The sequence below is a fragment of the Massilia sp. LjRoot122 genome (genome assembly GCF_964252725.1).
GTDB lineage: Bacteria > Pseudomonadota > Gammaproteobacteria > Burkholderiales > Burkholderiaceae_D > Telluria.
The window spans coordinates 1796232-1821872 of sequence record NZ_CAXUPB020000001.1; the positions used below are offsets into that span (position 1 = coordinate 1796232).

The 25641-nt window shown below is 65.1% G+C and carries 28 protein-coding genes; 21 read left to right on the forward strand and 7 right to left on the reverse strand.

All coding sequences use genetic code 11. The features are described from left to right. Position 1: 1 nt before the first annotated feature. From nuoE to ACSQ25_RS08005, 17 genes are all read left to right on the forward strand, one after another. Entirely contained in the window at positions 2-478 is a 477-nt protein-coding gene (nuoE, locus tag ACSQ25_RS07925) for an NADH-quinone oxidoreductase subunit NuoE (protein ID WP_436105155.1), read from the forward strand. Beyond that, complete coding sequence (gene nuoF / locus ACSQ25_RS07930) at positions 475-1770, forward strand: NADH-quinone oxidoreductase subunit NuoF (protein WP_436105156.1); 1296 nt, start codon at positions 475-477, stop codon at positions 1768-1770. Before nuoE ends, nuoF begins: the two co-directional genes overlap by 4 nt. Before the next feature lie 21 nt (positions 1771-1791). Next, positions 1792-4122 carry an NADH-quinone oxidoreductase subunit NuoG gene (gene nuoG / locus ACSQ25_RS07935; RefSeq protein WP_436105157.1) on the forward strand — a complete coding sequence of 777 codons (2331 nt, stop codon included), beginning with the start codon at positions 1792-1794 and terminating at the stop codon, positions 4120-4122. Continuing rightward, the gene (nuoH, locus tag ACSQ25_RS07940) at positions 4122-5210 is read left to right on the forward strand and encodes an NADH-quinone oxidoreductase subunit NuoH (RefSeq protein WP_436105158.1); all 1089 of its coding nucleotides are present in this window, start codon (positions 4122-4124) and stop codon (positions 5208-5210) included. Before nuoG ends, nuoH begins: the two co-directional genes overlap by 1 nt. Positions 5211-5225: 15 nt before the next feature. Continuing rightward, on the forward strand, positions 5226-5714 hold the full coding sequence (gene nuoI / locus ACSQ25_RS07945; protein WP_027863876.1) for an NADH-quinone oxidoreductase subunit NuoI: 489 nt from the start codon (positions 5226-5228) through the stop codon (positions 5712-5714). A gap of 17 nt (positions 5715-5731) precedes the next feature. Then, on the forward strand, positions 5732-6400 hold the full coding sequence (locus ACSQ25_RS07950; RefSeq protein WP_436105159.1) for an NADH-quinone oxidoreductase subunit J: 669 nt from the start codon (positions 5732-5734) through the stop codon (positions 6398-6400). Continuing rightward, positions 6397-6705: an NADH-quinone oxidoreductase subunit NuoK gene (gene nuoK / locus ACSQ25_RS07955; RefSeq protein WP_027863874.1), complete on the forward strand. Its 309-nt coding sequence runs from the start codon at positions 6397-6399 to the stop codon at positions 6703-6705. The genes ACSQ25_RS07950 and nuoK overlap by 4 nt, the downstream gene beginning before the upstream one ends. 38 nt (positions 6706-6743) lie before the next feature. Next, entirely contained in the window at positions 6744-8807 is a 2064-nt protein-coding gene (gene nuoL / locus ACSQ25_RS07960) for an NADH-quinone oxidoreductase subunit L (RefSeq protein WP_436105160.1), read from the forward strand. A 25-nt stretch (positions 8808-8832) separates the two neighbouring features. Next, positions 8833-10332 (forward strand): NADH-quinone oxidoreductase subunit M, encoded by a 1500-nt coding sequence (locus ACSQ25_RS07965; protein WP_436105161.1) that lies wholly within the window; start codon positions 8833-8835, stop codon positions 10330-10332. A gap of 6 nt (positions 10333-10338) precedes the next feature. Next, positions 10339-11853 (forward strand): NADH-quinone oxidoreductase subunit NuoN, encoded by a 1515-nt coding sequence (gene nuoN / locus ACSQ25_RS07970; RefSeq protein WP_436105162.1) that lies wholly within the window; start codon positions 10339-10341, stop codon positions 11851-11853. Positions 11854-11860: 7 nt separating this feature from the next. Next, the gene (locus tag ACSQ25_RS07975) at positions 11861-12196 is read left to right on the forward strand and encodes a DUF2818 family protein (protein WP_436105163.1); all 336 of its coding nucleotides are present in this window, start codon (positions 11861-11863) and stop codon (positions 12194-12196) included. Positions 12197-12241: 45 nt separating this feature from the next. Then, positions 12242-12796: an NUDIX domain-containing protein gene (locus ACSQ25_RS07980; RefSeq protein WP_436105164.1), complete on the forward strand. Its 555-nt coding sequence runs from the start codon at positions 12242-12244 to the stop codon at positions 12794-12796. Positions 12797-12799: 3 nt separating this feature from the next. Continuing rightward, complete coding sequence (locus ACSQ25_RS07985) at positions 12800-13495, forward strand: hypothetical protein (RefSeq protein WP_436105165.1); 696 nt, start codon at positions 12800-12802, stop codon at positions 13493-13495. Then, positions 13495-14214: a 2-C-methyl-D-erythritol 4-phosphate cytidylyltransferase gene (gene ispD / locus ACSQ25_RS07990; protein WP_436105166.1), complete on the forward strand. Its 720-nt coding sequence runs from the start codon at positions 13495-13497 to the stop codon at positions 14212-14214. The genes ACSQ25_RS07985 and ispD overlap by 1 nt, the downstream gene beginning before the upstream one ends. A gap of 2 nt (positions 14215-14216) precedes the next feature. Further along, positions 14217-14735, forward strand: coding sequence for a 2-C-methyl-D-erythritol 2,4-cyclodiphosphate synthase (gene ispF / locus ACSQ25_RS07995; protein ID WP_436105167.1), 519 nt, complete (start codon positions 14217-14219; stop codon positions 14733-14735). A 79-nt stretch (positions 14736-14814) separates the two neighbouring features. After that, entirely contained in the window at positions 14815-16083 is a 1269-nt protein-coding gene (locus ACSQ25_RS08000) for an MFS transporter (RefSeq protein ID WP_436105168.1), read from the forward strand. A gap of 4 nt (positions 16084-16087) precedes the next feature. Further along, a complete protein-coding gene (locus tag ACSQ25_RS08005) occupies positions 16088-16396 on the forward strand; it encodes a hypothetical protein (protein WP_436105169.1) in 309 nt (102 codons plus the stop codon). Between the two features lie 15 nt (positions 16397-16411). Here ACSQ25_RS08005 and ACSQ25_RS08010 read toward each other — a convergent pair whose 3' ends face one another. Further along, complete coding sequence (locus tag ACSQ25_RS08010; protein WP_436105170.1) at positions 16412-16741, reverse strand: hypothetical protein; 330 nt, start codon at positions 16739-16741, stop codon at positions 16412-16414. 222 nt (positions 16742-16963) lie between these two features. Between ACSQ25_RS08010 and ACSQ25_RS08015 the strand changes: the two genes are divergently transcribed. The 3 genes from ACSQ25_RS08015 to ACSQ25_RS08025 all read left to right on the forward strand — a co-directional run bounded on the left by ACSQ25_RS08015 (position 16964) and on the right by ACSQ25_RS08025 (position 18640). Beyond that, complete coding sequence (locus ACSQ25_RS08015) at positions 16964-17518, forward strand: NADPH-dependent FMN reductase (protein ID WP_436105171.1); 555 nt, start codon at positions 16964-16966, stop codon at positions 17516-17518. Next, the gene (locus ACSQ25_RS08020) at positions 17508-17969 is read left to right on the forward strand and encodes a VOC family protein (protein ID WP_436105172.1); all 462 of its coding nucleotides are present in this window, start codon (positions 17508-17510) and stop codon (positions 17967-17969) included. The genes ACSQ25_RS08015 and ACSQ25_RS08020 overlap by 11 nt, the downstream gene beginning before the upstream one ends. 143 nt (positions 17970-18112) lie before the next feature. Next, entirely contained in the window at positions 18113-18640 is a 528-nt protein-coding gene (locus ACSQ25_RS08025; protein WP_436105173.1) for a phasin family protein, read from the forward strand. 93 nt (positions 18641-18733) lie between these two features. On the opposite strand, the gene ACSQ25_RS08030 is transcribed toward ACSQ25_RS08025, so the two are convergent. The 3 genes from ACSQ25_RS08030 to ribA all read right to left on the reverse strand — a co-directional run bounded on the left by ACSQ25_RS08030 (position 18734) and on the right by ribA (position 21849). Then, positions 18734-19690, reverse strand: a complete 957-nt coding sequence (locus tag ACSQ25_RS08030) for an FHA domain-containing protein (RefSeq protein WP_436105174.1) — start codon at positions 19688-19690, stop codon at positions 18734-18736. Then, positions 19687-21129, reverse strand: coding sequence for a S1 family peptidase (locus ACSQ25_RS08035; protein WP_436105175.1), 1443 nt, complete (start codon positions 21127-21129; stop codon positions 19687-19689). The genes ACSQ25_RS08030 and ACSQ25_RS08035 overlap by 4 nt, the downstream gene beginning before the upstream one ends. A gap of 69 nt (positions 21130-21198) precedes the next feature. After that, the gene (ribA, locus tag ACSQ25_RS08040; RefSeq protein ID WP_436105176.1) at positions 21199-21849 is read right to left on the reverse strand and encodes a GTP cyclohydrolase II; all 651 of its coding nucleotides are present in this window, start codon (positions 21847-21849) and stop codon (positions 21199-21201) included. 170 nt (positions 21850-22019) lie between these two features. Here ribA and ACSQ25_RS08045 point away from each other — a divergent pair, with 170 nt between their 5' ends. Then, positions 22020-23879 (forward strand): ABC transporter ATP-binding protein/permease, encoded by a 1860-nt coding sequence (locus ACSQ25_RS08045; RefSeq protein WP_436105177.1) that lies wholly within the window; start codon positions 22020-22022, stop codon positions 23877-23879. Positions 23880-23887: 8 nt separating this feature from the next. Here ACSQ25_RS08045 and ACSQ25_RS08050 read toward each other — a convergent pair whose 3' ends face one another. Genes ACSQ25_RS08050 through ACSQ25_RS08060 form a run of 3 tightly spaced genes read right to left on the reverse strand, consistent with a single transcriptional unit; the run spans position 23888 to position 25538 of the window. Then, entirely contained in the window at positions 23888-24376 is a 489-nt protein-coding gene (locus ACSQ25_RS08050) for a hypothetical protein (protein ID WP_436105178.1), read from the reverse strand. A gap of 25 nt (positions 24377-24401) precedes the next feature. Further along, on the reverse strand, positions 24402-25142 hold the full coding sequence (locus tag ACSQ25_RS08055) for a hypothetical protein (protein ID WP_436105179.1): 741 nt from the start codon (positions 25140-25142) through the stop codon (positions 24402-24404). Positions 25143-25151: 9 nt separating this feature from the next. Next, complete coding sequence (locus tag ACSQ25_RS08060) at positions 25152-25538, reverse strand: energy transducer TonB (RefSeq protein ID WP_436105180.1); 387 nt, start codon at positions 25536-25538, stop codon at positions 25152-25154. Positions 25539-25641 lie beyond the last annotated feature (103 nt).

A 25641-nucleotide genomic window follows, 5' to 3' on the forward strand; every position in this document is an offset into this window, starting at 1 on the left:
TATGTTATCGCAGGATTGCTATAAAAAAATCGATCGCGAGCTGGCCAAGTACCCAGCCGATCAACGCCAGTCGGCCGTGATGGCTTCGCTGGCCCACGCCCAGGTCGAACTGGGCTGGCTGTCGCCGGAAACCATGCAGGAAATCGCCGACTACATCCGCATGCCGGCCATCGCCGTGCAGGAAGTCGCGACCTTCTACAACATGTACAACCTGAAGCCGGTCGGCAAGGCCAAGATCACGGTCTGCACCAACCTGCCTTGCGCCCTGTCGGGCGGCGAGCGCGCCGGCCAGTACCTGAAGGACAAGCTGGGCATCGACTACCGCGACACCACCGCCGACGGCCAGTTCACGTTGATGGAAGGCGAGTGCATGGGCGCCTGCGGCGACGCACCGGTGATGCTGGTGAACAACCACCGCATGTGCTCGTTCATGAACGATCAAAAAATCGACGCCCTGGTAGAGGAACTGAAGAAATGACCAGCCTGCACGACCGTCACATCAATCCGCTGATCCTCAAGGACCTGAACGGCGACAACTGGCGCCTGGCCGACTACGTCAAGCGTGGCGGCTATTCGGCGCTGCGCCGCATCATCGAAGAGAAGATCTCGCCGGAACAGATCATCGCCGACCTGAAGGCCTCGGGCCTGCGCGGCCGCGGCGGCGCCGGTTTCCCGACCGGCCTGAAGTGGAGCTTCATGCCGCGCCAGTACCCGGGCCAGAAATACCTCGTCTGCAACACCGACGAAGGCGAGCCGGGTACCTTCAAGGACCGCGACATCATCCGCTACAATCCGCACGCGCTGATCGAAGGCATGGCCATCGGCGCCTACGCGATGGGCATCACCGTGGGCTACAACTACATCCACGGCGAGATCTTCCAGGAATACCTGCGCTTCGAAGAAGCGCTGGAAGAGGCGCGTGCCGCCGGCTTCCTGGGCGACAAGATCATGGGTTCGGAGTTCAGCTTCCAGCTGCACGCCCACCACGGCTACGGCGCCTACATCTGCGGCGAAGAGACCGCACTGCTGGAATCGCTCGAGGGTAAAAAGGGTCAGCCGCGCTTCAAGCCGCCTTTCCCGGCCTCGTTCGGCCTGTACGGCAAGCCGACCACGATCAACAACACCGAGACCTTCGCGGCTGTCCCGTTCCTGCTGAACATCGGCCCTGAGAACTACATGGGCCTCGGCAAGCCGAACAACGGCGGCACCAAGATCTTCTCGATCTCGGGTGACGTCGAGCGTCCGGGCAACTACGAAGTCCCACTGGGCACCCCGTTCGCCAAGCTGATGGAGCTGGCCGGCGGTATGCGCGGCGGCAAGAAGATCAAGGCCGTTATCCCGGGCGGTTCGTCGGCGCCGGTGATCCGCGGCGAGGTCATGATGGATACCGACCTCGACTACGATTCGATCGCCAAGGCCGGTTCGATGCTGGGTTCGGGCGCCGTGATCGTCATGGACGAGACCCGCTGCATGGTCAAGTCGCTGCTGCGCCTGTCCTACTTCTACTACGAAGAATCCTGCGGCCAGTGCACGCCGTGCCGTGAAGGCACCGGCTGGATGTACCGCATGGTCCACCGTATCGAACACGGCAAGGGCCGTCCGGAAGACATGGACCTGCTGAACAACATCGCCTTCAACATCAAGGGCCGCACCATCTGCGCCCTGGGTGACGCAGCGGCGATGCCGGTGGAAGCGATGATCAAGAACTTCCGCGAGGAATTCGAATATCACATCGAGCACAAGCACTGCCTCGTGCCCGCATACCTTTAAACCAGGTCAGGTAACGATCAAATGGTTGAAATTGAATTAGACGGCAAAAAAGTCGAAGTCGCACCAGGTTCCATGGTGATGGACGCCGCAAACAAACTCGGGACTTACATCCCGCACTTCTGCTATCACAAGAAATTGTCGATCGCAGCGAACTGCCGCATGTGCCTGGTCGAAGTCGAGAAGGCGCCGAAGCCGCTGCCGGCCTGCGCCACCCCGGTGTCGCCGGGCATGATCGTGCGCACCCACAGCGACAAGGCGGTGCAGGCACAGAAGTCGGTGATGGAGTTCCTGCTGATTAACCACCCGCTGGATTGCCCGATCTGCGACCAGGGCGGCGAATGCCAGCTGCAGGATCTGGCCGTCGGCTACGGCAAGAGCAACTCGCGCTACGACGAAGAGAAGCGCGTGGTGGCCCCGAAAGAGGCCGGCCCGCTGATCTCGATGGAAGAGATGTCGCGCTGCATCCAGTGCACCCGTTGCGTGCGTTTCGGCCAGGAAGTGGCCGGCGTGATGGAATTCGGCATGGTCGGCCGCGGCGAACACTCGGAAATCACCACCTTCGTGGGCAAGACCGTGGATTCGGAAGTCTCGGGCAACATGATCGACCTGTGCCCGGTCGGCGCGCTGACCAGCAAGCCTTTCCGCTACTCGGCACGTCCATGGGAACTGTCGCGACGCAAGTCGATCGCCCCGCACGATTCGCTCGGCTCGAACCTGATCGTCCAGGTCAAGGGCGGCAAGGTCATGCGCGTGCTGCCGCTGGAAAACGAAGCCATCAACGAATGCTGGCTGTCGGACAAGGACCGCTTCTCCTACGAAGCCCTGGACAATGCCGACCGCCTGGTCAACCCGATGATCAAGCAGGGCGGCGTGTGGCAGGAAACCGACTGGCAGACCGCGCTGGAATACGTGGCCCATGGCCTGCGTAACATCCGCCACGAGCACGGCGCCGACAGCATCGCTGCTGTCGCCACCCCGCACTCGACGCTGGAAGAGCTCTACCTGCTGAACAAGATGACCCGTGGCATTGGCTCGGACAACATCGAGTTCCGCCTGCGTCAGACCGACTTCGCGCTGGACGGCCAGGTCACCCCGTGGCTGGGCATGCCGATCGCGAACTTCTCGCAACTGAAGCGCGCCTTCGTCATCGGTTCCTCGCTGCGCAAGGACCACCCGCTGGTGGCGACCCGCCTGCGCGTCGCCACCAAGGGCGGCGCCAAGCTGTCGCTGCTGGGCTCCAGCGACGACGACCTCCTGATGCCGATCGCGAACAAGCTGATCGCCGCACCGACCGACTGGCTGGCCGCGCTGTCGGAAGTCGTGTCGGCCGTGGCCGGCGCCAAGGGCGTCGCCGCACCGTCGGGCTTCGAGAACGTCCAGGCAGGCGAGGCCGCCAAAGGCATCGCCGCGACCCTGGTCGGCGTCGACACCCCGGGCGCCGTCCTGCTGGGTAACGCTGCCTCGTACCACCCGCAAGCATCGAAGATCCACGCCGCCGCGCAGTGGATCGCCGAGCAGACCGGCTGCTCCTTCGGCTACCTGGTCGACGCCGCCAACACGGTCGGCGGCTATATCGTCGGCGCGACGGGCAAGGGCGAAGCGGTGTTCTCCGCACCGAAGAAAGCCTACGTGCTGCTGAACGCGGAACCGGAACTGGATGCGGCCAACCCGCAGCAGGCTAGGGCCGCCCTCGACGGCGCCGAAATGGTCGTTGCCATGTCGGCCTTCAAGCACGGCATGGACTTCGCCGACGTGCTGCTGCCGATCGCGCCGTTCAGCGAGACCGCCGGCACCTTCGTCAACTGCGAAGGCCGTGCTCAGAGCTTCAACGGCACCGTCAAGCCGCTCGGCGAAACCCGTCCGGCCTGGAAAGTGCTGCGCGTGCTGGGCAACCTGCTGGGTCTGTCGGGCTTCGATTACGAAACCTCGGAATCGATCCGCGACGAAGCCATCGGCAAGGGCAATACCGACCTGTCGGCCAAGCTGAACAACGTCGCGCGCCTGGCGCCGACCGCGGGCCAGTTCGCCCCGGCCGGCCAGCTCGAGCGCGTCGCCGACGTGCCGATCTACTTCACCGACGCGCTGTCGCGCCGTTCGGAACCGCTGCAGCGCACCGCCGACGCGAATGCGCCGCTGGTGACCCTGTCGAAGGCCGTCGCCGAACAGATCGGCGTCAAGGCCGGCGACCTGGTGCGCGTGTCGCAGGGTTCGGGCAGCGCCGTGCTGGTCGCCAACGTGGATGCACGCCTGCCGTCGAACGCGGTGCGCGTGGCCGCCGGCCACCCGGCCGTCGCCACCCTGGGCGCAATGTTCGGTTCAATCAATGTTGAAAAAGCAGGAGAGGGCAAATAATGGCAACGCCCGGTTTCATCGATACACTGAACGCCGGCGGGGCTGACCTGCTTGGCCCGGTCTGGCCGCTGGCCTGGACCGTCATGAAGATCCTCGTGGTGCTGCTGCCGCTGATGGGTCTGGTCGCCTACCTGACCCTGTGGGAGCGCAAGCTGATCGGCTGGATCCAGATCCGCGTGGGCCCGAACCGCGTGGGTCCGGGCGGCCTGCTGCAGCCGATCGCCGACGCGCTCAAGCTGCTGCTCAAGGAAATCGTCATCCCGACCAAGGCCAACCGCAGCCTGTTCGTGATCGGTCCGATCATGACCATCATGCCGGCCCTGGCCGCATGGGCGGTGGTTCCCTTCGGTCCGCAGGCGGCACTGGCCAACGTCAACGCCGGCCTGCTGTTCCTGATGGCGATCACCTCGATGGAAGTCTACGGCATCATCATCGCCGGCTGGGCTTCGAACTCGAAGTACTCGTTCATGGGTGCGATGCGCGCCTCGGCCCAGATGATTTCCTATGAAATCCCGATCGGCTTCGTGCTGGTCGTGGTCCTGATGGTGACCGGCAGCCTGAACATGTCGGACATCGTCCTGAGCCAGCAAATGGGCACCATGGCCGACATGGGCCTGACTTTCCTGTCGTGGAACTGGCTGCCGCTGCTGCCGCTGTTCGTCATCTACTTCGTGTCCGGCCTGGCAGAGTGCAACCGCCACCCGTTCGACGTGGTGGAAGGGGAGTCGGAGATCGTCGCCGGCCACATGGTCGAGTACTCGGGCATGTCCTACGCGATGTTCATGCTGGCCGAATACGCCAACATGATCCTGATTTCGACCCTCGCGGCGATCATGTTCCTGGGCGGCTGGTCGGCTCCGTTCGCCTTCCTGGAATTCGGCGCGATCGGTGGCTTCTTCTGGCTGTTCCTGAAGATGTTCATCCTGGTCTCCCTGATGATCTGGGTCCGCGGCACCTTCCCGCGTTACCGCTATGACCAGATCATGCGCCTGGGCTGGAAAGTCTTCATCCCGCTGACCCTGATCTGGCTGGTGTTTGTCGCCGCCTGGATGCAGACGCCGTGGAACATCTGGACTGCTGTGAAGTAAGGAAGCAAACACAAAATGAATCGGATTAAAGAAATTGTCGGCAGCCTGATGCTGTCCGAACTCTTCAAGGGCCTGGCCCTGACCGGCAAGTACGCGCTGTCGCGCAAGATCACGGTCCAGTACCCGGAAGAGAAGACGCCGATGTCGAACCGCTTCCGCGGCCTGCACGCGCTGCGTCGCTACCCCAACGGGGAAGAGCGCTGCATCGCCTGCAAGCTGTGCGAGGCAGTCTGCCCGGCCATGGCGATCACGATCGAATCGGCGCAGCGCGAGGACGGCACCCGCCGCACCACGCGCTACGACATCGACCTGACCAAGTGCATCTTCTGCGGCTTCTGCGAAGAGTCCTGCCCGGTCGACTCGATCGTCGAAACCCATGTGCTGGAATACCACGGCGAAAAGCGCGGCGACCTCTACTACACCAAAGAGATGCTGCTGGCTGTCGGTGACCGCTACGAAAATGACATCGCCGCCGCCCGCGAAGCGGACGCGAAGTACCGATAAGAAGAGGCTGTCAATTCATGGAATTCACCACTTTCCTGTTCTACGCGTTCGCGGCCATCATGGTGCTGGCCTCGCTGCGCGTCATCACCACCAAGAACCCGGTCCACGCCGCGCTGTTCCTGGTGCTGGCCTTCTTCAACGCAGCCGGTATCTGGCTGCTGCTGAAGGCCGAGTTCCTGGCCATCGTGCTGGTACTGGTCTACGTCGGCGCCGTGATGGTGCTGTTCCTCTTCGTCGTCATGATGCTCGACATTAATATCGACCGCATGCGCGAAGGCTTCTGGGGCTACCTGCCGGTGGCATCGGGCATCGGCGCCCTGATCGTGCTCGAGATGGCCGCCGTGCTGTACCGCGCGTTCAACGCAACCGACCTGTCGGCCGAGGCTGCCGCGCTGAACATCGGCGGCACCAAGGAACTGGGCCTCTTGATCTACACCAAGTACATCTACGGCTTCGAGATCGCGGCCGTGATCCTGCTGGTGGCGATCATTGCCGCCGTCGCCCTGACCCTGCGCAAGCGCAAGGACACCAAAGCAATCGACCCGGCCCTCGCGGTCCGCGTCAAGCGTAACGACCGCCTGCGCATCGTCAAGATGGATGCGGTCAACCAGCGCGCGATCGATGCAGCGAATGTTGAAAAAGCAGCCGCCGCAGCCGCAGCCGCCGCACCGAAGGAGGCACCATGACTTTGTCGCTCGCACACTACCTGATCCTGGGCGCGATCCTGTTCGCGATCTCGGTGATCGGTATCTTCCTGAACCGGAAGAACATCATCATCCTGCTGATGGCCGTCGAACTGATGCTGCTGGCGGTGAACCTGAACTTCGTCGCGTTCTCGCACTACCTGGGAGACGCGGCGGGGCAGATCTTCGTGTTCTTCATTCTGACCGTCGCGGCCGCCGAATCGGCGATCGGCCTTGCGATCCTGGTGGTCCTGTTCCGTAACCTGGACACGATCAATGTGGAAGACCTCGACAGCCTCAAGGGCTGACGGTCTCGGTTGATTAACAATAACGATTAAGGTTCAACATGGCGGGGCAACTCTCTTCCTCAATGTTACTGGCGGTGCCGCTGGCGCCGCTCGCAGGCTCGGCGATTGCCGGCCTGCTCGGCACCAAGTTCTTCGGTAATGTGGTCGGTCGCAAGGTATCGCATACGGCGACCATCCTGGGCGTGCTGATCGCGCTGATCATTTCGGTCCAGACCCTGATGGCGGTGCTCGACGGCGCCACCTTCAATGAAGACATCTACACCTGGATGAACGTCGGCACGCTCAAGCTGGCCGTCGGCTTCCAGATCGACACCCTGTCGGCGATGATGATGTGCGTGGTCACCTCGGTCTCGCTGATGGTGCACATCTACACGATCGGCTACATGGCCGAGGACGAAGGCTACAACCGCTTCTTCTCGTACATCTCGCTGTTCACCTTCGCGATGCTGATGCTGGTCATGTCCAACAACTTCCTGCAGCTGTTCTTCGGCTGGGAAGCGGTGGGCCTGGTCTCGTATCTGCTGATCGGTTTCTGGTACACCCGTCCGACCGCGATCTTCGCCAACATGAAGGCCTTCCTGGTCAACCGCGTGGGCGACTTCGGCTTCATCCTGGGCATCGGCCTGCTGCTGGCCGCCTCGGGCACCATGCACTACGGCGAAACCTTTGCCCAGGCCGACAAGCTGGTCGGCATGACCGTGCCGGGCATCGGCTGGCCGCTGCTGACCGCCGCCTGCATCTGCCTGTTCATCGGCGCGATGGGTAAATCGGCGCAGTTCCCGCTGCACGTCTGGCTGCCGGACTCGATGGAAGGCCCGACCCCGATCTCGGCACTGATCCACGCCGCGACCATGGTTACCGCCGGCATCTTCATGGTGGCGCGCATGTCGCCGCTGTTCGAACTGTCGGACGGCGCGCTGAGCTTCGTCATCGTGATCGGTTCGATCACCGCGCTGTTCATGGGCTTCCTGGGCATCATCCAGAACGACATCAAGCGCGTCGTCGCTTACTCGACCCTGTCGCAGCTGGGCTACATGACCGTCGCGCTGGGCGCCTCGGCCTACTCGGTGGCCGTGTTCCACCTGATGACCCACGCCTTCTTCAAGGCGCTGCTGTTCCTCGGCGCGGGTTCGGTCATCATCGGCATGCACCACGACCAGGACATGCGCAACATGGGCGGCCTGCGCAAGTACATGCCGATCACCTGGATCACCTCGCTGCTGGGCTCGCTGGCCCTGATCGGTACCCCGTTCTTCTCGGGCTTCTACTCGAAGGATTCGATCATCGAGGCAGTGCACGCGACCAATATCCCGGGCGCCGGCTTCGCCAACTTCGCGGTGCTGGCAGGCGTCTTCGTGACCGCCTTCTACTCCTTCCGCATGTACTTCATGGTGTTCCATGGCGAATCGCGCTGGAACCAACCGGTCAAGCACAGCGAAGGCCACGATTCGGATGCGCACCACGAAGAAGACGAACACGGCCACGACGACCATCACCACCACGGCCTGCAGCCGGGCGACAAGCCGCACGAGTCGCCTTGGGTCGTGACCCTGCCGCTGGTCCTGCTGGCGATCCCGTCGGTCATCATCGGCTACCTGGCGATCGGCCCGATGCTGCATGGCGACTTCTTCAAGGGCGTGATCACGGTGAATCCGAACCACCCGGCGATGGCCACCCTGAGCGAAGAGTTCCACGGCGCCGCCGCGATGGCGATCCACGGCCTGCAGACCGCACCGTTCTGGCTGGCGCTGGCTGGTGTCGTGACCGCCTACTACTGCTACATGGTCAACCCGCGCGTTCCGGCCTGGTTCTATGCCAAGTTCAAGTTCCTGCACACCCTGCTGGACAACAAGTACTACATGGACAAGTTCAACCAGGCGGTCTTCGCCGGCGGCGCACGCGCCGTCGGTGGCGGCCTGTGGAAAGTGGGCGACCGCGGCCTGATCGACGGCCTGCTGGTCAACGGTTCGGCCAAGCTGGTGGGCTGGTTCTCGACGGTGACCCGTACCTTCCAGACGGGCTACATCTATCACTATGCGTTCGTGATGATCGTCGGCGTGCTGGCAACCCTGCTGTGGTTCTTCCCGTTCTGGCAGGCTTAATCGGGATCGATAAGAAAAGCGAAAAATGATGCAGTCAATTTCTACATTTCCTCCTTACCTGAGCCTGTCGATCTGGCTCCCGATCCTGTTCGGCCTGATCGTGCTGGCCGTCGGCCGCGACAAGAATGCCGGTTTCGTGCGCCTGTTGTCCCTGGTCGGCGCCGTCGTCAGCTTCCTGCCGACCCTGCCGCTGATCATGAACTTCGACAATGCCGCCCACGGCATGCAGTTCTATGAAGCGGCTGCCTGGATCGACCGCTTCAACGTGTTCTACAAGCTGGGCGTCGACGGCCTGTCGCTGTGGTTCGTGCCGCTGACCGCCTTCATCACCATCATCGTGGTGCTGGCGGCATGGCAGGTGATCGAAGAGCGCGTGGCGCAGTACATGGGTTCCTTCCTGATCCTGTCGGGCCTGATGATCGGCGTGTTCGCCTCGCTGGACGGCCTGCTGTTCTACTTCTTCTTCGAAGCCACCCTGATCCCGATGTACATCATCATCGGCGTGTTCGGCGGCCCGAATCGCGTGTATGCGGCATTCAAGTTCTTCCTGTACACGTTCTTCGGCTCGCTGCTGACCCTGATCGCGATCATCTACCTGTACAACGCCTCGGGTTCCTTCGACATCCTCGAATGGCACAAGCTGCCCTTGACGATGAACGAGCAGATCCTGATCTTCATCGCCTTCTTCATGGCCTTCGCCGTGAAGGTTCCGATGTGGCCGGTGCACACCTGGCTGCCGGATGCCCACGTGGAAGCGCCGACCGGCGGTTCCGTGGTGCTGGCCGCGATCATGCTGAAGCTGGGCGCCTACGGTTTCCTGCGGTTCTCTCTGCCGATCACCCCGGACGCCTCGCAGTACCTGGCCCCGGTCGTCATCGGCCTGTCGCTGGTCGCCGTGATCTACATCGGCCTGGTGGCCCTGGTCCAGAAGGACATGAAGAAACTCGTCGCTTACTCGTCGATCGCCCACATGGGCTTCGTCACCCTGGGCTTCTTCATGTTCAATGACCTGGGCGTGCAGGGCGGCCTGATGCAGTCGATCTCGCACGGCTTCGTGTCGGGCGCGATGTTCCTGTGCATCGGCGTGCTGTACGACCGTGTCCACTCACGTGAAATCGCCGACTACGGCGGCGTGGTCAACACCATGCCGAAGTTCGCCGCCTTCGTGGTGCTGTTCTCGATGGCCAATGCCGGCCTGCCGGCCACCTCGGGCTTCATCGGTGAATTCATGGTCATCCTGGGCGCCGTCGAATTCAACTTCTGGACCGGCCTGGCGTCGGGCACCGCCCTGATCCTGGGCGCCGCCTACTCGCTGTGGATGGTCAAGCGCGTCGTGTTCGGCCCGATCGGCAACCAGAACGTCGCCGAGCTGACCGACCTGAACGGCCGTGAATTCGCCATCCTGGGCGTGCTGGCCATCGCCACCCTGTGGATGGGCCTGTACCCGGCGCCGATCGCCGAGACGCTGCAGGTGTCGGTCACCGACCTGCTGCAGCACGTCGCAGCCGGCAAATTGCCTCAATAAACTGCCATGAACGAAATGAACTCCACTTTGTTAGCAGCGACCGACACCAACCTGGCGCCGGTCTATGCCGAAATCTTCCTGCTGATCGCGGCTTCCGCGATCCTGCTGATCGACATGTTCCTGAAGGAGGGCAGGCGCAACCTGACCTACGTGCTGAGCCTGCTGGCCATCGCCGGTTGCGGCGTGCTCACCTTCGCCGACATGAACGCCGGCGCCACCGTGTACACCTTCAATGGCATGTACGTGGCGGACCCGATGTCCAACCTGCTCAAGCTGGTCACCTACGTGGCCACTGCCATGACCCTGGTGTATTCGCGCCAGTACGCAAACGACCGCGCCATGATGTCCGGTAACCTGGGCGGCGAGTTCTACGTGCTCGCGCTGTTCTCGATGCTGGGCCAGATGATCATGATCTCGGGTAACAGCATGCTGTCGCTCTACCTGGGCCTGGAACTGATGTCGCTGTCGCTGTACGCCCTGGTGGCCCTGCGCCGCGACCATGCGGTGTCGACCGAAGCCGCGATGAAGTACTTCATCCTGGGCGCACTGGCCTCGGGCTTCCTGCTGTACGGCATGTCGATGATCTATGGCGCCACCGGTTCGCTCGACCTGACCGTCATCAGCCAGGTCAGCGCTACCGCCGATGCCAACCGCAACATCCTGGTGTTCGGCCTGGTGTTCGTGGTCGCCGGCCTGGCCTTCAAGTTGGGCGTGGTTCCCTTCCACATGTGGGTCCCGGACGTGGTGCAGGGCGCCCCGACCGCCGTCACCCTGCTGCTGGGCGGCGCACCGAAGCTGGCGACCTTCGCCATGGTGATCCGCCTGCTGCCGGAAGGCCTGGGCTCCATGGCCTTCGACTGGCAGCAGATGCTGCTGGTGCTGGCCGTGCTGTCGCTGGCCGTGGGTAACATCACCGCGATCGCCCAGACCAACATCAAGCGCATGCTGGCCTACTCGACCATCGCCCAGATGGGCTTCGTGGTGCTCGGCATGATGACTGGCGTGGTCAACGGCGACAGCAGCGATGCCGCCGCTTCGTACAGCGCCGCGATGTACTACACCATCACCTACGTCCTGACCACGGTCGGCAGCTTCGGCCTGATCATGATGCTGGCGCGCGCCGGCCATGAGGCGGAAACCATCGCCGACTTCAAGGGCCTGGGCAAGCGTTCGCCGTGGTTCGCGATCGTCATGACCGTGCTGATGTTCTCGCTGGCAGGCGTGCCGCCGATGGTCGGCTTCATGGCCAAGTGGGCCGTGCTGCAGGCGGTCGTGAACGCGGGCATGGTGTGGCTGTCGGTCGTGGCCGTGCTGTTCTCGCTGGTCGGCGCCTTCTACTACCTGCGCATCGTCAAGACCATCTGGTTCGACGAGGCTGCCGATACCGCCGCCATCCACACCCCGACCGACATGCGCGTCGTGATGTCGCTCAACGGCGTGGCCGTGGTCGTGCTGGGTATCGTCCCGGGCTGGCTGCTGGCGGTGTGCTACAGCGCCATGCAGGCAACCCTCGCCAAGTAAGCGCTCAGTGGATTCTTCCCTGGCTGTCTGGCTGGTGGTCGCGATCTCCATCGCGGCCGCCAACCTGCCTTTCCTCACCGAGCGCGTGTTCGGTCTTGTTCCACTGAAGACCAGCACGGCCGGTGACGGCACCTCCTCCAAGCGCACGAAGTCCCTCCCGCTGCGCCTGCTCGAATTAATTGTTTTATACTTCGTCGTCGGCTTCCTGGCTCGCATGCTGGAATCCCGGATCGGCGCCGCCTTCGCGCAGAACTGGGAGTTCTATGCGATCACCGGCTGCCTGTTCCTGGTGCTGGCGTTCCCCGGTTTCGTCCTGCGTTACCTGCGCAAACGCCGCGCCTGATTTCCTTCGTCCCTGCCATTCCTGGCAGACCACACTGGAGACTGCATGTCGGATTTGCGTGAAACCCGCATCGATGGGGGCGTCGTGTATGACGGCCCCTTCCTCAAAGTAGAACGCGACCGGATCAAGCTGCCGGACGGTTCGGTCACCCACCGCGAATTCATCCGCCACCCCGGCGCCGTCGTGATCCTGCCGCTGCTGCCCGACGGCCGCATTTTGCTGGAACGCCAGTTCCGCTATCCCAATTCGCAAGTCTTCATCGAGTTCCCGGCCGGGAAGATCGATCCGGGCGAAGACCACCTGGACTGCGCCAAGCGCGAGCTCGAAGAAGAAACCGGCTATACGGCCGCGAAGTGGCGTTTCGTCTGCACCATCCACAATGCCATCGCGTATTCCGACGAGCATCTTGAACTGTTCCTGGCCGAAGACATGACTGCCGGCGAGCAGAAGCTCGACGAGGGCGAGTTTCTCGAGACCTTCAGCGTCACGCTGCCCGAGCTGCTCGGGATGGTGAAGCGCGGCGAGATCACCGACGTGAAAACCATCATCGGCAGCTTCTGGCTCGAGAAGATCCTGTCGGGCGCCTGGGATCCTTCCTGAGGCATGAAGCCCTGGCTGGCGCTCGTTCTGTGGGTCTGGGCGCTGGCTGCCGCGGCGGCGCCGCGTACCGACTTCCAGGCGCGCTGCGAGGACAGCATCGGCGAGACCCTGTCGGTGCTGACCGGCACCCAGAACGGCTTTCGCATCGATAACACCGTGGGCTATCGCGGCCTGACCCTCATGAAGGGCAGGGCACGCCCGGGTCAGGTCGTCCTGGGCCTGACGCGCACCGAGTCGGTCGTCAGCATCAACGTCGGCGGGCGCCTCCTGAGCGACCCGGCCAGCGGCTACGAGTGCATCGCGCCCCACATCGAGATCAAGCTCTACTATCCGCCGATCGTGGTCTATGTCAGCCGCGAATTCCGGCCCGGCTCCTGTACCTACGAAGAAGTGCTGGCCCACGAGATGCGCCACCTGAACGCCTACCTCGACTACCTGCCCAGGGCCGAGGCCCGGGTACGCCTCGCGCTCGCCCGGCGTTTCGAGGACAAACCGCTGTATGCGCGCGCCGGCCAGGCACAAGGCCTGCTCCAGCGCGAAATCGACCGCGGCTGGATGCCCTATATTAAAAGCGAAATGGCGAAGGTCGAGGGCTTGCAGGCTGCCATCGATTCGCCGCAGGAATATGCCCGCCTCGGCAAGGTTTGCGGAGGTGAGGTACAGTCCTTGCTTCGACCTGTACAAAAACGCAAGCAATAATGACCAAGCCAGCAGTATCGTCCTACTACGCGTTGCTACCGGCAGCCGGGGTCGGCGCCCGCATGGCCGCCGGCAGCCCCAAGCAATACCTGCACATCGCCGGCAAGCCGATGCTGCGCCATACCATCGATGCCTTCCGCTCGAGTCCCCTGATCGCCCACACCTATGTGGTGGTCAGTCCTGATGACCCCTACATCGACGCGCTCGTGCCGCCGGAGGGCGTGACGGTGCTGCGCTGCGGCGGCGCCACCCGCATGGAGTCGATTCGCAACGGCCTGCGCACCCTGCACGGCAGCGTGGCGGCCGGGGACTGGATCCTCGTGCACGATGCGGCCCGTCCGGGACTGGATGCGGAACTGATCGAGCGCCTGATCGTCGAAACGGGTGAGCACCCGGCCGGCGGGCTGCTGGCGCTGCCGGTAGTCGACACCGTCAAGCGCAGCGTGGCGGGTGAGGTGGCGACCGTGTCGAGGGATGGCCTGTGGCTGGCCCAGACCCCGCAGATGTTCCCTTACCAGCTGCTGTGCCGCGCGCTCGACGCCGCGACCGATCCTGCCGCGATTACCGATGACGCCAGCGCGGTTGAAGCCTTGGGACTGGCCCCCAAGTTGGTGGAAGGGCATCCCCGCAACCTCAAAGTCACGCTGCCGGCCGACATCCGCATCGCCGAGATCTACCTGGCAGCTTTCCGAACCGAACCGAAACCGACATCTGAATAACTATGGCACAAGCATCCTGGAATCCCACTCCGCCGTTCCGCATCGGGACCGGCTATGACTGCCACGCACTGGTCGAAGGGCGCAAGCTCATCGTCGGCGGCGTGACCATCCCGCACCGCCTCGGCCTGCTCGGCCACTCCGACGCCGACGTCCTGCTGCACGCGATCATCGATTCGCTGCTGGGCGCCGCCGCCCTGGGTGACATCGGCAAGCATTTCCCGGACACCGACCCGATGTTCGCGGGCGCCGACTCGCGCACCCTGTTGCGCGAAGTGGCGCACCGCGTGGTCGCCACCGGCTACACCATCGGCAACATCGACGCGACCATCATCGCCCAGCAGCCCAAGATGGCGCCGCACATCCCGCAGATGGTCTCGCGCATCGCCGAAGACCTGGGCGTGTCGCCGCAGCAGGTCAACATCAAGGCCAAGACCAACGAGAAACTCGGCTTCCTCGGACGCGAAGAGGGCATGGCCGCGGAGTCGGTGGCAATCCTGATCCGTGCCGCGGAAGCGGGCTGAGTTGATCCTCTGACATGTGCGTGCATATGCACTATAATCCCCCGAATGGGCAATCGGCCCATCCCGGGAGGAACCGCACATGACGCAGTCGAACGAGCACAACACGATGTCGCCGCGCGCGGCCTGGATGCTGATCCTGGCCGCGAGCACGATCCTGATGATCACGATGGGCGCGCGCCTGACCACGGGCCTGTTCCTGTCGCCGATCAATACCTCCACCGGCCTCGGCATCGCCAGCATCAGCTTCGCGATGGCGGTCGCCCAACTCATGTGGGGCGCATCGCAGCCGGTCTTCGGCGCCATCGCCGACAAGTACGGTCCGGCCAAGGTCATCGTCATCGGCGGCATCATGCTGGCCGCGGGCACCGCCGCCACCCCCTTCGTCGATACCGAATGGGGCCTGATCCTGACCATGGGCCTGCTGTCCGCCGCCGGCGCGGGAGCGGGCAGCTTCTCGATCCTGATCGGCGCCACCGCCCAGCGTTTGCCCGCCGAGCGGCGCGCCTTCGCTTCCGGCTTCATCAATGCCGGCGGCTCCTTCGGCCAGTTCGTGTTCGCCCCCTTGATGCAGGCGATCATCGCCGGCGCCGGCTGGGTGGCGGCGATGCTGACGATGGCGGCCACGACCCTGCTCACGATTCCGCTGGCGCTCGGCATGCGCAAGAAGCCGGCCCAGCCCGCGCCCGTGGCGGCCGCGGCAACAGCCGCAGCGCCTGTGCCGCCCGGCATCACGCTCACCGAACAGCTGCGCCAGGCCATGCGCGACCGCAGCTACCTGTGCCTGCACCTGGGCTTCTTCACCTGCGGTTTCCACATCGCCTTCCTGGTCACCCACCTGCCGCAGGAAGTCGCCCTGTGCGGCCTGCCGGCCGGGGTTTCGGCCACCGCGCTGGCCCTGATCGGCCTGTTCAACATTGCCGGCAGCCTGGCCGCCGGCGCGCTGGCCAGCCGCTACCGCATGAAGTCGCTGCTGGCGATCATCTATGCCAGCCGCGCCGTGCTGATCGTGGTCTACCTGCTGGCGCCGAAGACTGCGCTGACCTTCTACCTGTTCGCCGGCGCGCTCGGCTTCACCTGGCTGGCCACGGTGCCGCCGACCGCCGGCCTGGTCGGCAAGCTGTTCGGCATGCGCTACCTGGCCACGCTGTTCGGCTTCACTCTGCTGTCACACCAGATCGGCGGTTTCTTCGGCGCCTGGCTGGGCGGCCTGTCCTTCGTGCGCTTCGGCGACTATTCGTGGATGTGGTACGCGGACATCCTGCTGGCCCTGGCGGCCGCGCTGGTCAACCTGCCGATCCGCGAAGCGAAGATCGCGCGTCCGGCCGCGCTGGCGGCAGCGAAGGGCTGAACCGATGGCGCGCGAAGCCTGGGCCTATCGCGAGGTGGCGGTCGAATCCTTTGTCGATCCGAGGACCGGGCGGGCAGGCATCCGTCCGGTCTCGGGCCAGGCCTATGCGACTTCCCTGCGGGTGCAGTGTTCGCGCGCGCTCAGCGATCCCGAGCGTTATCCGGTCGGCACCCGCTTCCTGATCTCGGCCAAGCTGACCGACCGGCTGGGCGGCGCGCCTTTCCTGTATGCCTGGCATGGCGATCCGGTGGTCGTCATGAGCAAAGCCGCACTGACGCGCTTTCTCGGCGAGCGCAAGCGCCTGCGGCTCTGAAGCTTCATGAGCCGATCAGAGGCTCAGCAATACCGCGGGCACGAGCAGCACCACACAGACGAGGATCCGGATGGTCCGGGCGGCGAACACCTGCGTTCCGTTCTCGCGCCCCGCGACCAGGGCCGACCATACCAGCCCGCCGCCACTGACCAGCACGGCGAAGACGTAGGCAAAAATCACTTTGCCGAACAGGAGCAGGGCATCGGCGATCTGGCTTCGTCGTTGGGAGCCGTCGGAGGAAAGCTCGGGAAAATTGGCGACCATCCAGTAAATGCCGACCAGCAGCGGCAGGATGCCGACCAGCATCAGGGCGTTGGCGGTGCGGAGTTTGTTTCGTGGCGTCATGGCTGAGCTTGCTCTTCTTCCTGGCAGTGAATTGTGCCTTCACGGAAGGCATGCGGCCACTATAGCGTGGGCAAGTGCCCCGGAAATGCGTGGTTTGTCACGGCCTCCAGGCAAGGCGCATGAAGCGGCGCAGGCCCGGGATCCGGGCCGGATCGTCTGCACAGCACGCCCATGTAAAAATGGTTACCATCGGGTTTTGCGACCGAACCCGAAAGGAGCACCATGGCCATAAGGAATATCGCCGTCATCGTCGGCAGCCTGCGCAAGGACTCGTTTACCCGCAAGGTGGCGCAATCGATGATCGAACTGGCGCCTGCCAGCCTGAAGCTCGAGATCGTCGAGATCCGCGACCTGCCCCTGTACAACCAGGACGACGAGACCGAGCATCCGCCCGCCGCCTTCACGGCCTTCCGCGAGCGCATCCGCCAGGCCGACGGCATCCTGTTCTGTACGCCGGAATACAACCGCTCGGTGCCGGGCGCCCTGAAGAACGCGGTCGACGTCGGCTCGCGTCCCTACGGCAAGGCGGCCTGGACCGGGAAGCCCTGCGCCATCGTCAGCGTCTCGCCCGGGTCCCTGGGCGGCTTCGGCGCCAACCACCACCTGCGCCAGATGCTGCCCTTCCTCGACATGCCCTGCATGCCGGCGCCGGAAGCCTATGTCGGCATGGTGGCGGGCAAGTACGAGGGCGAGCGCCTGGTCGACGATGCCAGCCGTGCCTTTTTCCAGACCTTCATCGACAGCTTCGCCGCCTGGGTCGAGCGCCATGCCAGGTAGCAGCCCGATCGCTGTACGCGGGCTCGACCACATCGTCCTGCGCGTCGCCGACCTCGACGCCATGATCGCCTTCTATGGCGAGGTGCTGGGCTGCCATGTCGAGCGCCGCCTCGACGATCTCGGGCTGATCCAGCTGCGCGCCGGCAATGCCCTGATCGACCTGGTGCCGGTGAACAGCAGGCTGGGCCGTGAAGGCGGGGCCGCGCCCGGCATCGGCGGACGCAACCTCGACCACCTGTGCCTGCGGGTCGAGCCTTTCGACGAAGCCGCGATCCGGCGCCACCTGGACGCGCACGGCGTGCCCGCGGGCCCGGTCGAGTCGCGCTACGGCGCGGAAGGCGAGGGCCCGTCGATCTACCTGCTCGACCCCGAGCGCAATACGGTCGAGCTCAAGGGACCGCCCTACGGGTCGGACCTGCGCACGTTTGGTTCACATCAATCGCTGGCCTGACTGCGGCTTTAGCCTTCTAGTTTCGCGCCGGGGCCCAACTGCCGGGCCGTGGCGTGTCCGCTTGTTATTCCTATCCAAACAGACAACGAGGGCTAAGCATGGTTTTCTTTCCGCAATCCGTGACCCCGGCGGTGCGTTCCCATATGGACGCACAGACCGCCTTCCTGAACGACATGTCCAAATCGATGTTCAACTCCTTCCAGCAGATGTGCGACCTGAACATCCAGCTGGTCCAGACCCTGGTCGAGGAAGGCACGCTGGCCGGCCAGCAGGTGCTGAGCGCCGACCGCCAGTCCAGCATCCTCAGCGCGGCCTCGACGCGGGCCCAGCCCACCACCGAGAAACTGCGCTCCTACCAGCAGCACGCCGCGCGCCTGGCGGCCGACGCCCAGGTGGAACTGGCGCGCGTGACCGAGCAGCACGTGCAGAACACCACCCGCACCGCGCGCGCCCTGGTCGACGAGGTGGCGCGCACGGGTGCCGAGGAAACCGAGCGCAGCATCCGCAGCCAGCAGGAAGCGATCCGCAACATCGACGATCCCTTCATGCGTCCGAACGGCGAGGGGCGCCCGTCGCCGGGCGCTCAGGCTGATGCGCAGCGCCCGCAGCCGGGTGCGGGAAAGGAAGGGCAGCAACCGGGCGGCCGCCCGGCCGGCGCGCCGACGCATTGAGCCCACCCTGAAGCTTTAACCAAGGTCGGCAGCGCCCATCCGGGCGCTGCCGCGCCAGTCCGGACAGTGGCCGCAGAGGGGCGCCGGGTTCCCTCAGTTGTCTTCCGTCTGGGCACCGCGTTCGGCGTCCAGCTCCGCGCGCATGTCCTCGACCCCGGCCATGTAGTCCGCCACCGTCGCATCCGGGCTGGCGCGCAGCTCCGGCGGCAGCAGCACCGCCATGTACAACTCGTCGGCGACGCGGCCGTGGCGCTGCTGGTTCACGATCAGGACCAGGCAGGAAGCAAGCACGGCGCCCACCGCGCAGACCGCGCGCAGGCGCCGCCGCAGCGGCGGCTTGATGGTCGCCAGGTGGAAGTAGATGATCCCCGCAACGGTCGCCACCGCGACGTGCGAGCCGTAGCGCGTCAGCCACTCGAGCGAGTAGGCATAGGCGATCACGGCGGCCAGCAGGCGAAAACCCACCAGGGCCGCCATGCCGCAGCCGAAGATGAACAGATGCCGTCCCAGCCGGGTATAGCGCCCGAACAGGCGGTTCAGGAAGGCCCACAGGCTGCTCCACAGCAGCGCCGCGCCGATGCCGGCCGCCGGGGCCAGCACGTAGTTCAGCAGCTCGAAGGGCTGGGCGTCGAACAGCCAGGTCACCAGCAGGGCCACCAGCCCTGCCAGCAGCACGCCCACGATCCCCGGCAGCAGGCCCTCCCAGCCGTGCATGGTGCGGTCGCGCAGCTCGGCCGGCACCGGGAAGTCGGCCGGCCGCACGCGCAGCGAGGTGTGGCCCATGCGCACCACGGTGTCGCCGCTCAGGGTCAGCTGCTGCACCCGCTTGCGGCCGTGGTTCAGGCCATTGCGCGTGCCGAGGTCGCGCATCGAGAGCGCGCCGTCCGGCCCTTCCTCGATGACGGCATGGTGGGCGGCGGCGTATTCGTCGTCGAGGATGAAGTCGTTGTCGTAGGCGCGGCCGACGCGGATCGGCAGGCTGGCGGCGCGGTGCCGGTGCAGGACTTCGCCGTTGCGGGCCAGGATCTCGACCGTCCACGGGCCCTTCATGGCTTGCCTTCGGGCGGCGGCGCGCGCCTGAGGTTGCGGCCGAAGGAGCCGAGGAAGGCGCGCGTGACGCGCATGCCGTTGTCGTAGGAGACGCCGGACACGTCCAGGCGGCTCTGCAGGCTCGATTCGGCGGCATTGGTGCTGGCCGTCAGCAGCGTGAAGTTGTACAGGCCCTCGAACTTGCGATAGGCGCGTACGCAGGTCACCGCGCGCAGCGGCAGGGTGCGGGTGTGTACGAAGCGTTCGCTGCACACCGGCTTGGTCAGGCGCTGGTCCCATGCGCTGCCCAGTGTATCGGTGCGGAACAGCCGGCTCGCGAGGGCCGCGAAGGGCAGGCGGGCCAGGTTGTCGGAACGGATGTACTGGTGGGTCATCGCCACGTGGCCGGTCTGCTGCGACGAGGACACGTAGATGGCCGATTCCATCGCGCAGCTCATCGCATCGAGGGTGTACGCGGTCTCGGCCTTCACGTTCGAGCGCCCCCAGCAGCGCAACTGGCCGGATTCGCGCACCGGCACCAGGTAGGGCCCCATACTCTTGATCGCCAGCGGCTCGTCGAGCAGGCGGTCGACCATGGCGCGCTGGTGCTCCAGCAGCTGGGCCGCGATCAGGGGATTGAAATCCTTCGGTGGCGCCGGCTGGCTGTCCACCTTGCGCAGCAGCTCCTGCACGTACTTCACCGGCACCAGGAAGCTGACCGATTCGCCGTCGCGCCGCTTGGACACGTTGACGCCGGCCACGGTGCCGTTGCCGGTGACGCTGGGGCCGCCGCTCATGCCGGAATTGATCGGGCCGCCGAACATGAGCTGGTCGTAGAAGCTGCGGGTGACGATGCCGTTATAGGCGCCTTCCGAGATCGCAAAGCCGAGGTCGAGAGGATTGCCGAGCGAGTACAGGCGCTGGCCCTGGGTCAGGCGCACCGGGCGCTCGGGGACCTTGAAGAAGCCGCTCCCTGCGCGGTTGACGCGCACCACGGCCAGGTCGTGCAGGACGTCGACGGCCAGCAGTTCGACCGGACCGCTGTTGCCGTCGGTATCGACGTACTCGGCGGTGTAGACATCGGGGTCGAGGGCCATCTGCGACACCACGTGGTAGTTGGTGACGACCAGCTTGCCGGTGCCGACGAAGAAGCCGGAACCGACGGTGGACTGGGTGCGCCCGTTCTTGAGCAGCATGCGGATCTGCAGCAGGTCGCCCCTGGCCGAGGAGTACAGGTCCTGGGCGGCCGAGGAGGGCGGCGGCAGGGCGTCCTGGGCGTCGACCTCGCCCGGCGCGGGTGCCGGCGGGATGGCGCCGGGCGGCGCCGACTCGGGCAGGTGCGGAGGCGGCGCGGGAACGGCCGCGGCGGCGCGCGGCGGCCGGGTGCTGCGCTCAGGCGGCGCCGTGGCTGCGCCCGCCGTCAGGCAGAAGAGCAGGAAGGCGGCGGCGGTCCGTTTCATTCAATCCGATCATTGGCAAGAAGGAAGCACTATCTTGCCACCGGACAGAGCGTCCGCGCGCGCGTTAGGTCAGTTCGTGCCGGGTTCGGCCGCCGCCGCTTCGACGGAGCCCATCATGTGCCCCAGCTTGGCCTGCTTGGTGTTCAGGTAGCTGTTGTTGAAGGCGTTGCGGTTGACCAGCAGCGGCACGCGCTCGGTCACCTGGATACCCAGGCGGGTCAGGGCGTCGATCTTGCGCGGGTTGTTGGTCATCAGGCGCAGGTTGCGCACGCCGAACTGCGCCAGCATCGGCTTGCACAGCTCGTAGTTGCGGGCATCGGCATGGAAGCCCAGCTGCAGGTTGGCCTCGACCGTGTCGGCGCCGGCTTCCTGCAGGCGGTAGGCGCGGATCTTGTTGACCAGGCCGATGCCGCGCCCTTCCTGGCGCAGGTAGAGCAACACACCGCGGCCTTCCTCGGCGATGCGCTGCAGCGCGCCCTCGAGCTGGGCGCCGCAATCGCAGCGCTGCGAGAACAGCACGTCGCCGGTCAGGCATTCGGAATGCACGCGCGCCAGCACCGGCTCGCCGTCGCCGATATCGCCCAGCACCATCGCCAGGTGCTCCTTGCCGTTGCCATGCTCGACGAAGGCGTGCAGCGTGAACTGCGCCCAGGGGGTCGGCAGGGCGCACGAGGTGACGTAATCGAGCAGCTGGTCGGGGACGGCGGATGGGGTGGACATGGCGTTTTGTCTGGTCTGGAGCGTATTGCAGTAAGCGCGTAGTTTACCGGAAATCCGACACTGCCGTGCGGGGGCCCCGGCCTGGAAGCCGCGCTATGTCCGTTTCCGCACTGAACAGCTTCATTCCCGGGCGTATGCTGGAAGCGTTAATCAGGCAACCACGACCCACCATGAACACGCCGCCCCCCGCCAGTACCGCCGCCGCGCCCGACCGGGACGCGGCGGCGCCGGAGAAAGCACGCCGGGCACCCCCCTTGTCGCTCGCCGCATGGAAGCAGTTCGTCGGCGTCGCCAAACCCTATTGGCTGGGCGACGAAAAGCGCAGGGCCTGGAGCCTGCTGCTGCTCCTGATCGTGCTGATGCTGGTCGAGACCAAGCTGGCGGTCATGCTGAACGAGCAGGCCGGCGAAATGACCTCGGCGCTGGCCGGCAAGGACGGCGACCGCTTCTGGACCTCGGTGCGGGCCTGCCTGTTCGTGCTGGCCTTCGCGGTGCCGACCTACGCCTTCTATTACTACATGCGCGACGTCTTCGCCAACCAGTGGCGGCGCTGGCTGACCGGGCGCTTCCTGGACGGCTACCTGAAGGGGCGCAAGTACTACGAGCTCGGGTCGGGCAGCGAGATCGACAACCCCGACCAGCGCATCAGCGAAGACGTCAACACCTTCACCGGCAGGTCGATCCACTTCCTGCTGATCTTCCTGGGCTCGCTCATGCAGCTGGTGGCCTTCAGCACCGTGCTGTGGTCGATCTCGCACCTGCTGGTGGGCGTGCTGGCGGTGTATGCGCTGGCAGGTACCGTGATCGCCCTCTGGGTCTTCGGTACGCCCCTGATCCACCTGAACTTCTGGCAGTTGCGGCGCGAGGCCGATTTCCGCTTCAGCCTGATGCGCCTGCGCGAAAACGCCGAATCGATCGCCTTCTACCGCGGCGAGGCACAGGAGCGCGCCCACATCGACAGCAAGTTTAGCCAGGTGATCGACAATTTCGCGCGGCTGATCAGGAAGCAGCGTTCCCTCAACCTGTTCCAGCGCAGCTTCAGCCAGCTGACCCTCGTGCTGCCGGGCGTGATCCTGGCCGACGGCGTCCTGTCGGGCCAGCTGGAAGTGGGACGGGCGATCCAGGCGGCCGGGGCCTTTACGGCCGTGCTCGGCGCCGTGGGCGTGATCGTCGACAACTTCGAAAGCCTGAGCCGTTTCGTCGCGGGCATCGGCCGCCTGCAGGCCTTGTCCGCCCTCGTCCTGCCGGGCGCGGCGCCGGCGGCGCAAGCCGGGAAGCAGGATGCGCGCATCCAGCGGCGTGCGGGCACACAGCTGGCGCTGGAATCCCTGACCTTATATCCGCCGCAATCCGACCGCGTGCTCATCAAGGAGCTGAGCCTGGCCCTGAATCCGGGCGACGCCCTGCTCATCACCGGCGAGAGCGGCTGCGGCAAGAGTTCGCTGCTGCGCGCGATCGCCGGTCTGTGGACCCGCGGCGGCGGCGTGATCCAGCATCCGCCGGTGGAAGACTGCTTCTTCCTGCCCCAGCAACCCTATCTGCAGCCGGGCACCCTGCGCAGCCAGCTCATCTATCCCAGCGCGCATGCAAGCCTGGATGACGGGCGCCTGCTGGAGATACTCGAGCAGGTCCACCTGCCGCGCCTGGCCGAGCGCGTGGGCGGCCTGGACGCCGTGCAGGACTGGGAAAAGCTGCTGTCGGTCGGCGAGCAGCAGCGCCTGGCCTTCGGCCGCGTGCTGGTGCACCGGCCCAAGATCGTCATCCTAGACGAGGCGACCAGCGCGCTCGACGGCGGCAACGAAGCCTCGCTGTACGGGCGCCTGCGCGAGAGCGGCACCACCCTGGTCAGCATCGCGCACCGCGCCGCGGTGCTGCGCCACCACACCCATGTGTTGCGCCTGCTGGGCGAGGGCGCCTGGGAGCTGCATGAAGCGGCTGGTTTCCAGTTCGAGGGAGCGGCAACGAGCTTGCGCAGCAGCGCTGCCGCGACACTGCCGCAGCAGGTGTGCAAGGTGGCGGTGGCGGGCTAGCGCCCGGGCTACCAGTCGATATCGGCCTCGATCGTCATCGCGGTGATGGCATTGCCTTTTCGCGTGACGCTCAGCGCAAGGCGGTCGCATGCGGTTTTCCAGGTCGGAGGAAGGTCTTGCGTGAGGCCCAGTTTGTTCCGGAGCGAGCTTGCAGTTAGCCGCTTGCCGATATGCTTCGGTCCCAGTTCCGCCCGCTCGACGATGGTCTTGCCGCCAGCCGTGATGATGTAGTCGATGCGGAGATCCTCAGCTTCGCGCCGGAACAGGCTTGCGCCGCTTTCCGGAAGGACCTTTTCCAGCACATCATTGCCCATTCCTTGCTCCAGGAGCCGGTCGAGGCGTCGGACTTCGTCGACGATGAACGCGCATGTCGCGTCGTAGCGCGCTTTGCGCGCATCCGGCGGCGCGTCTTCACCCATTGCCCACGCAGGGCCTGTGCCGAGCGCCGAGACCATGAGCCAGCCCGGCAGGCGTAGTGCGTTCAACGGATTCTTCATTTCTTGCCTTTGTTGGTTCAAGCATTCAAGGGCTGGCGAGCACTTCGCCCAGCGACCTGGCTCCCGGCACATAGGCCTGCATTACCAGACCTGCGCCGGCGACGAACAGGGTGGTCAGGACGAAGGGCAGTAGCGTGCGCTTCACCGCGCCGACCATCCAGTGGCGTGGTTCCAGCACCCGCAGGCGCCGGTACAGGCCCGTAGCCAGCAGGGCGTCCACCAGGATCTCGGCAAACAGGATCGGCGCCGACCAGACCACGAACAGGGAGGACAGCGCAATGCCGAGGGCAAGCAGGATCACGGCCAGGGGAATCGTGCCTTCGTCGGCACTCGTCACGACCTCGAGCGGTTTTTCGACGAGGCTGTCGATGGCGCTGTCCTGCGTAGCGAAATCGACATTGCCGCTGGCGCCGCCGCCATCGAAGCTGCCGCCACCGCCAAGGAAATCCTCGGTGACTCTTCCCTCGGCGGGCCCTTCATAAGCGCCGATGTCCATGTAATCGGCCGCGCTCGTGCGCAGCCATAAGCATAGAAGCAGCAGAAAGACGATGTAGGCGACGCCCATGGCCAGCAGGTAGCGCAGCGCCATCGCGTCCACCCCGACGAGGAGCATCGCCGCCGATGCCCCGAAGCCTGCCAGTCCGGTCAGCGACACCAGGATGAACATCTGCACCCGGGGAAAGCTGTCGCGCAGCAGGCGGGCCCGCATGCGCTGCACCGCGGTGGCGCGCGTGAGCGGGCGGGAACGGTCAGCCGGATTCCTCATCGTTTGGCCTTATTCCGCTTTCCAGACGTACTGAACGGCGGTCCATGCGTCGACCGGCTTGCCATCCTTCACAGCCGGATTGAAACTGCATTTCGAGAGCCCGACAGCGGCAGCCTCGTCCAGTGCCGGATAGCCGGAGGACGTGACCAGCCGCGACTGCTTGACCTTGCCGTCCGAGCCGATCAGGAAACGCAGGGTGACCGTCCCTTCTTGCTTCTGACTGGAGGCCTCTTCGGGGTAGACCGGACGGGCGCAACTGTCGAACCTGATCATCCCTGGTGCGTCGGCGGCCGCCTTGACCGGCGTGATCTTGTCGGTGCCGGCGGCATGGGACGGGCCCGCGAGTCCACAGAAGATGGCGGAAGTGGCGGCTATCAGTCCTCTGATGTCTTTCATGGTTCCTCTGTTGAATGTGCGATACCGACGCTGTGCACCCTAGTGTCCCGTAGTACTGGAAGCTCGTCTATTCATGGTGAATAAATACCTTGCCGGCCTCAGG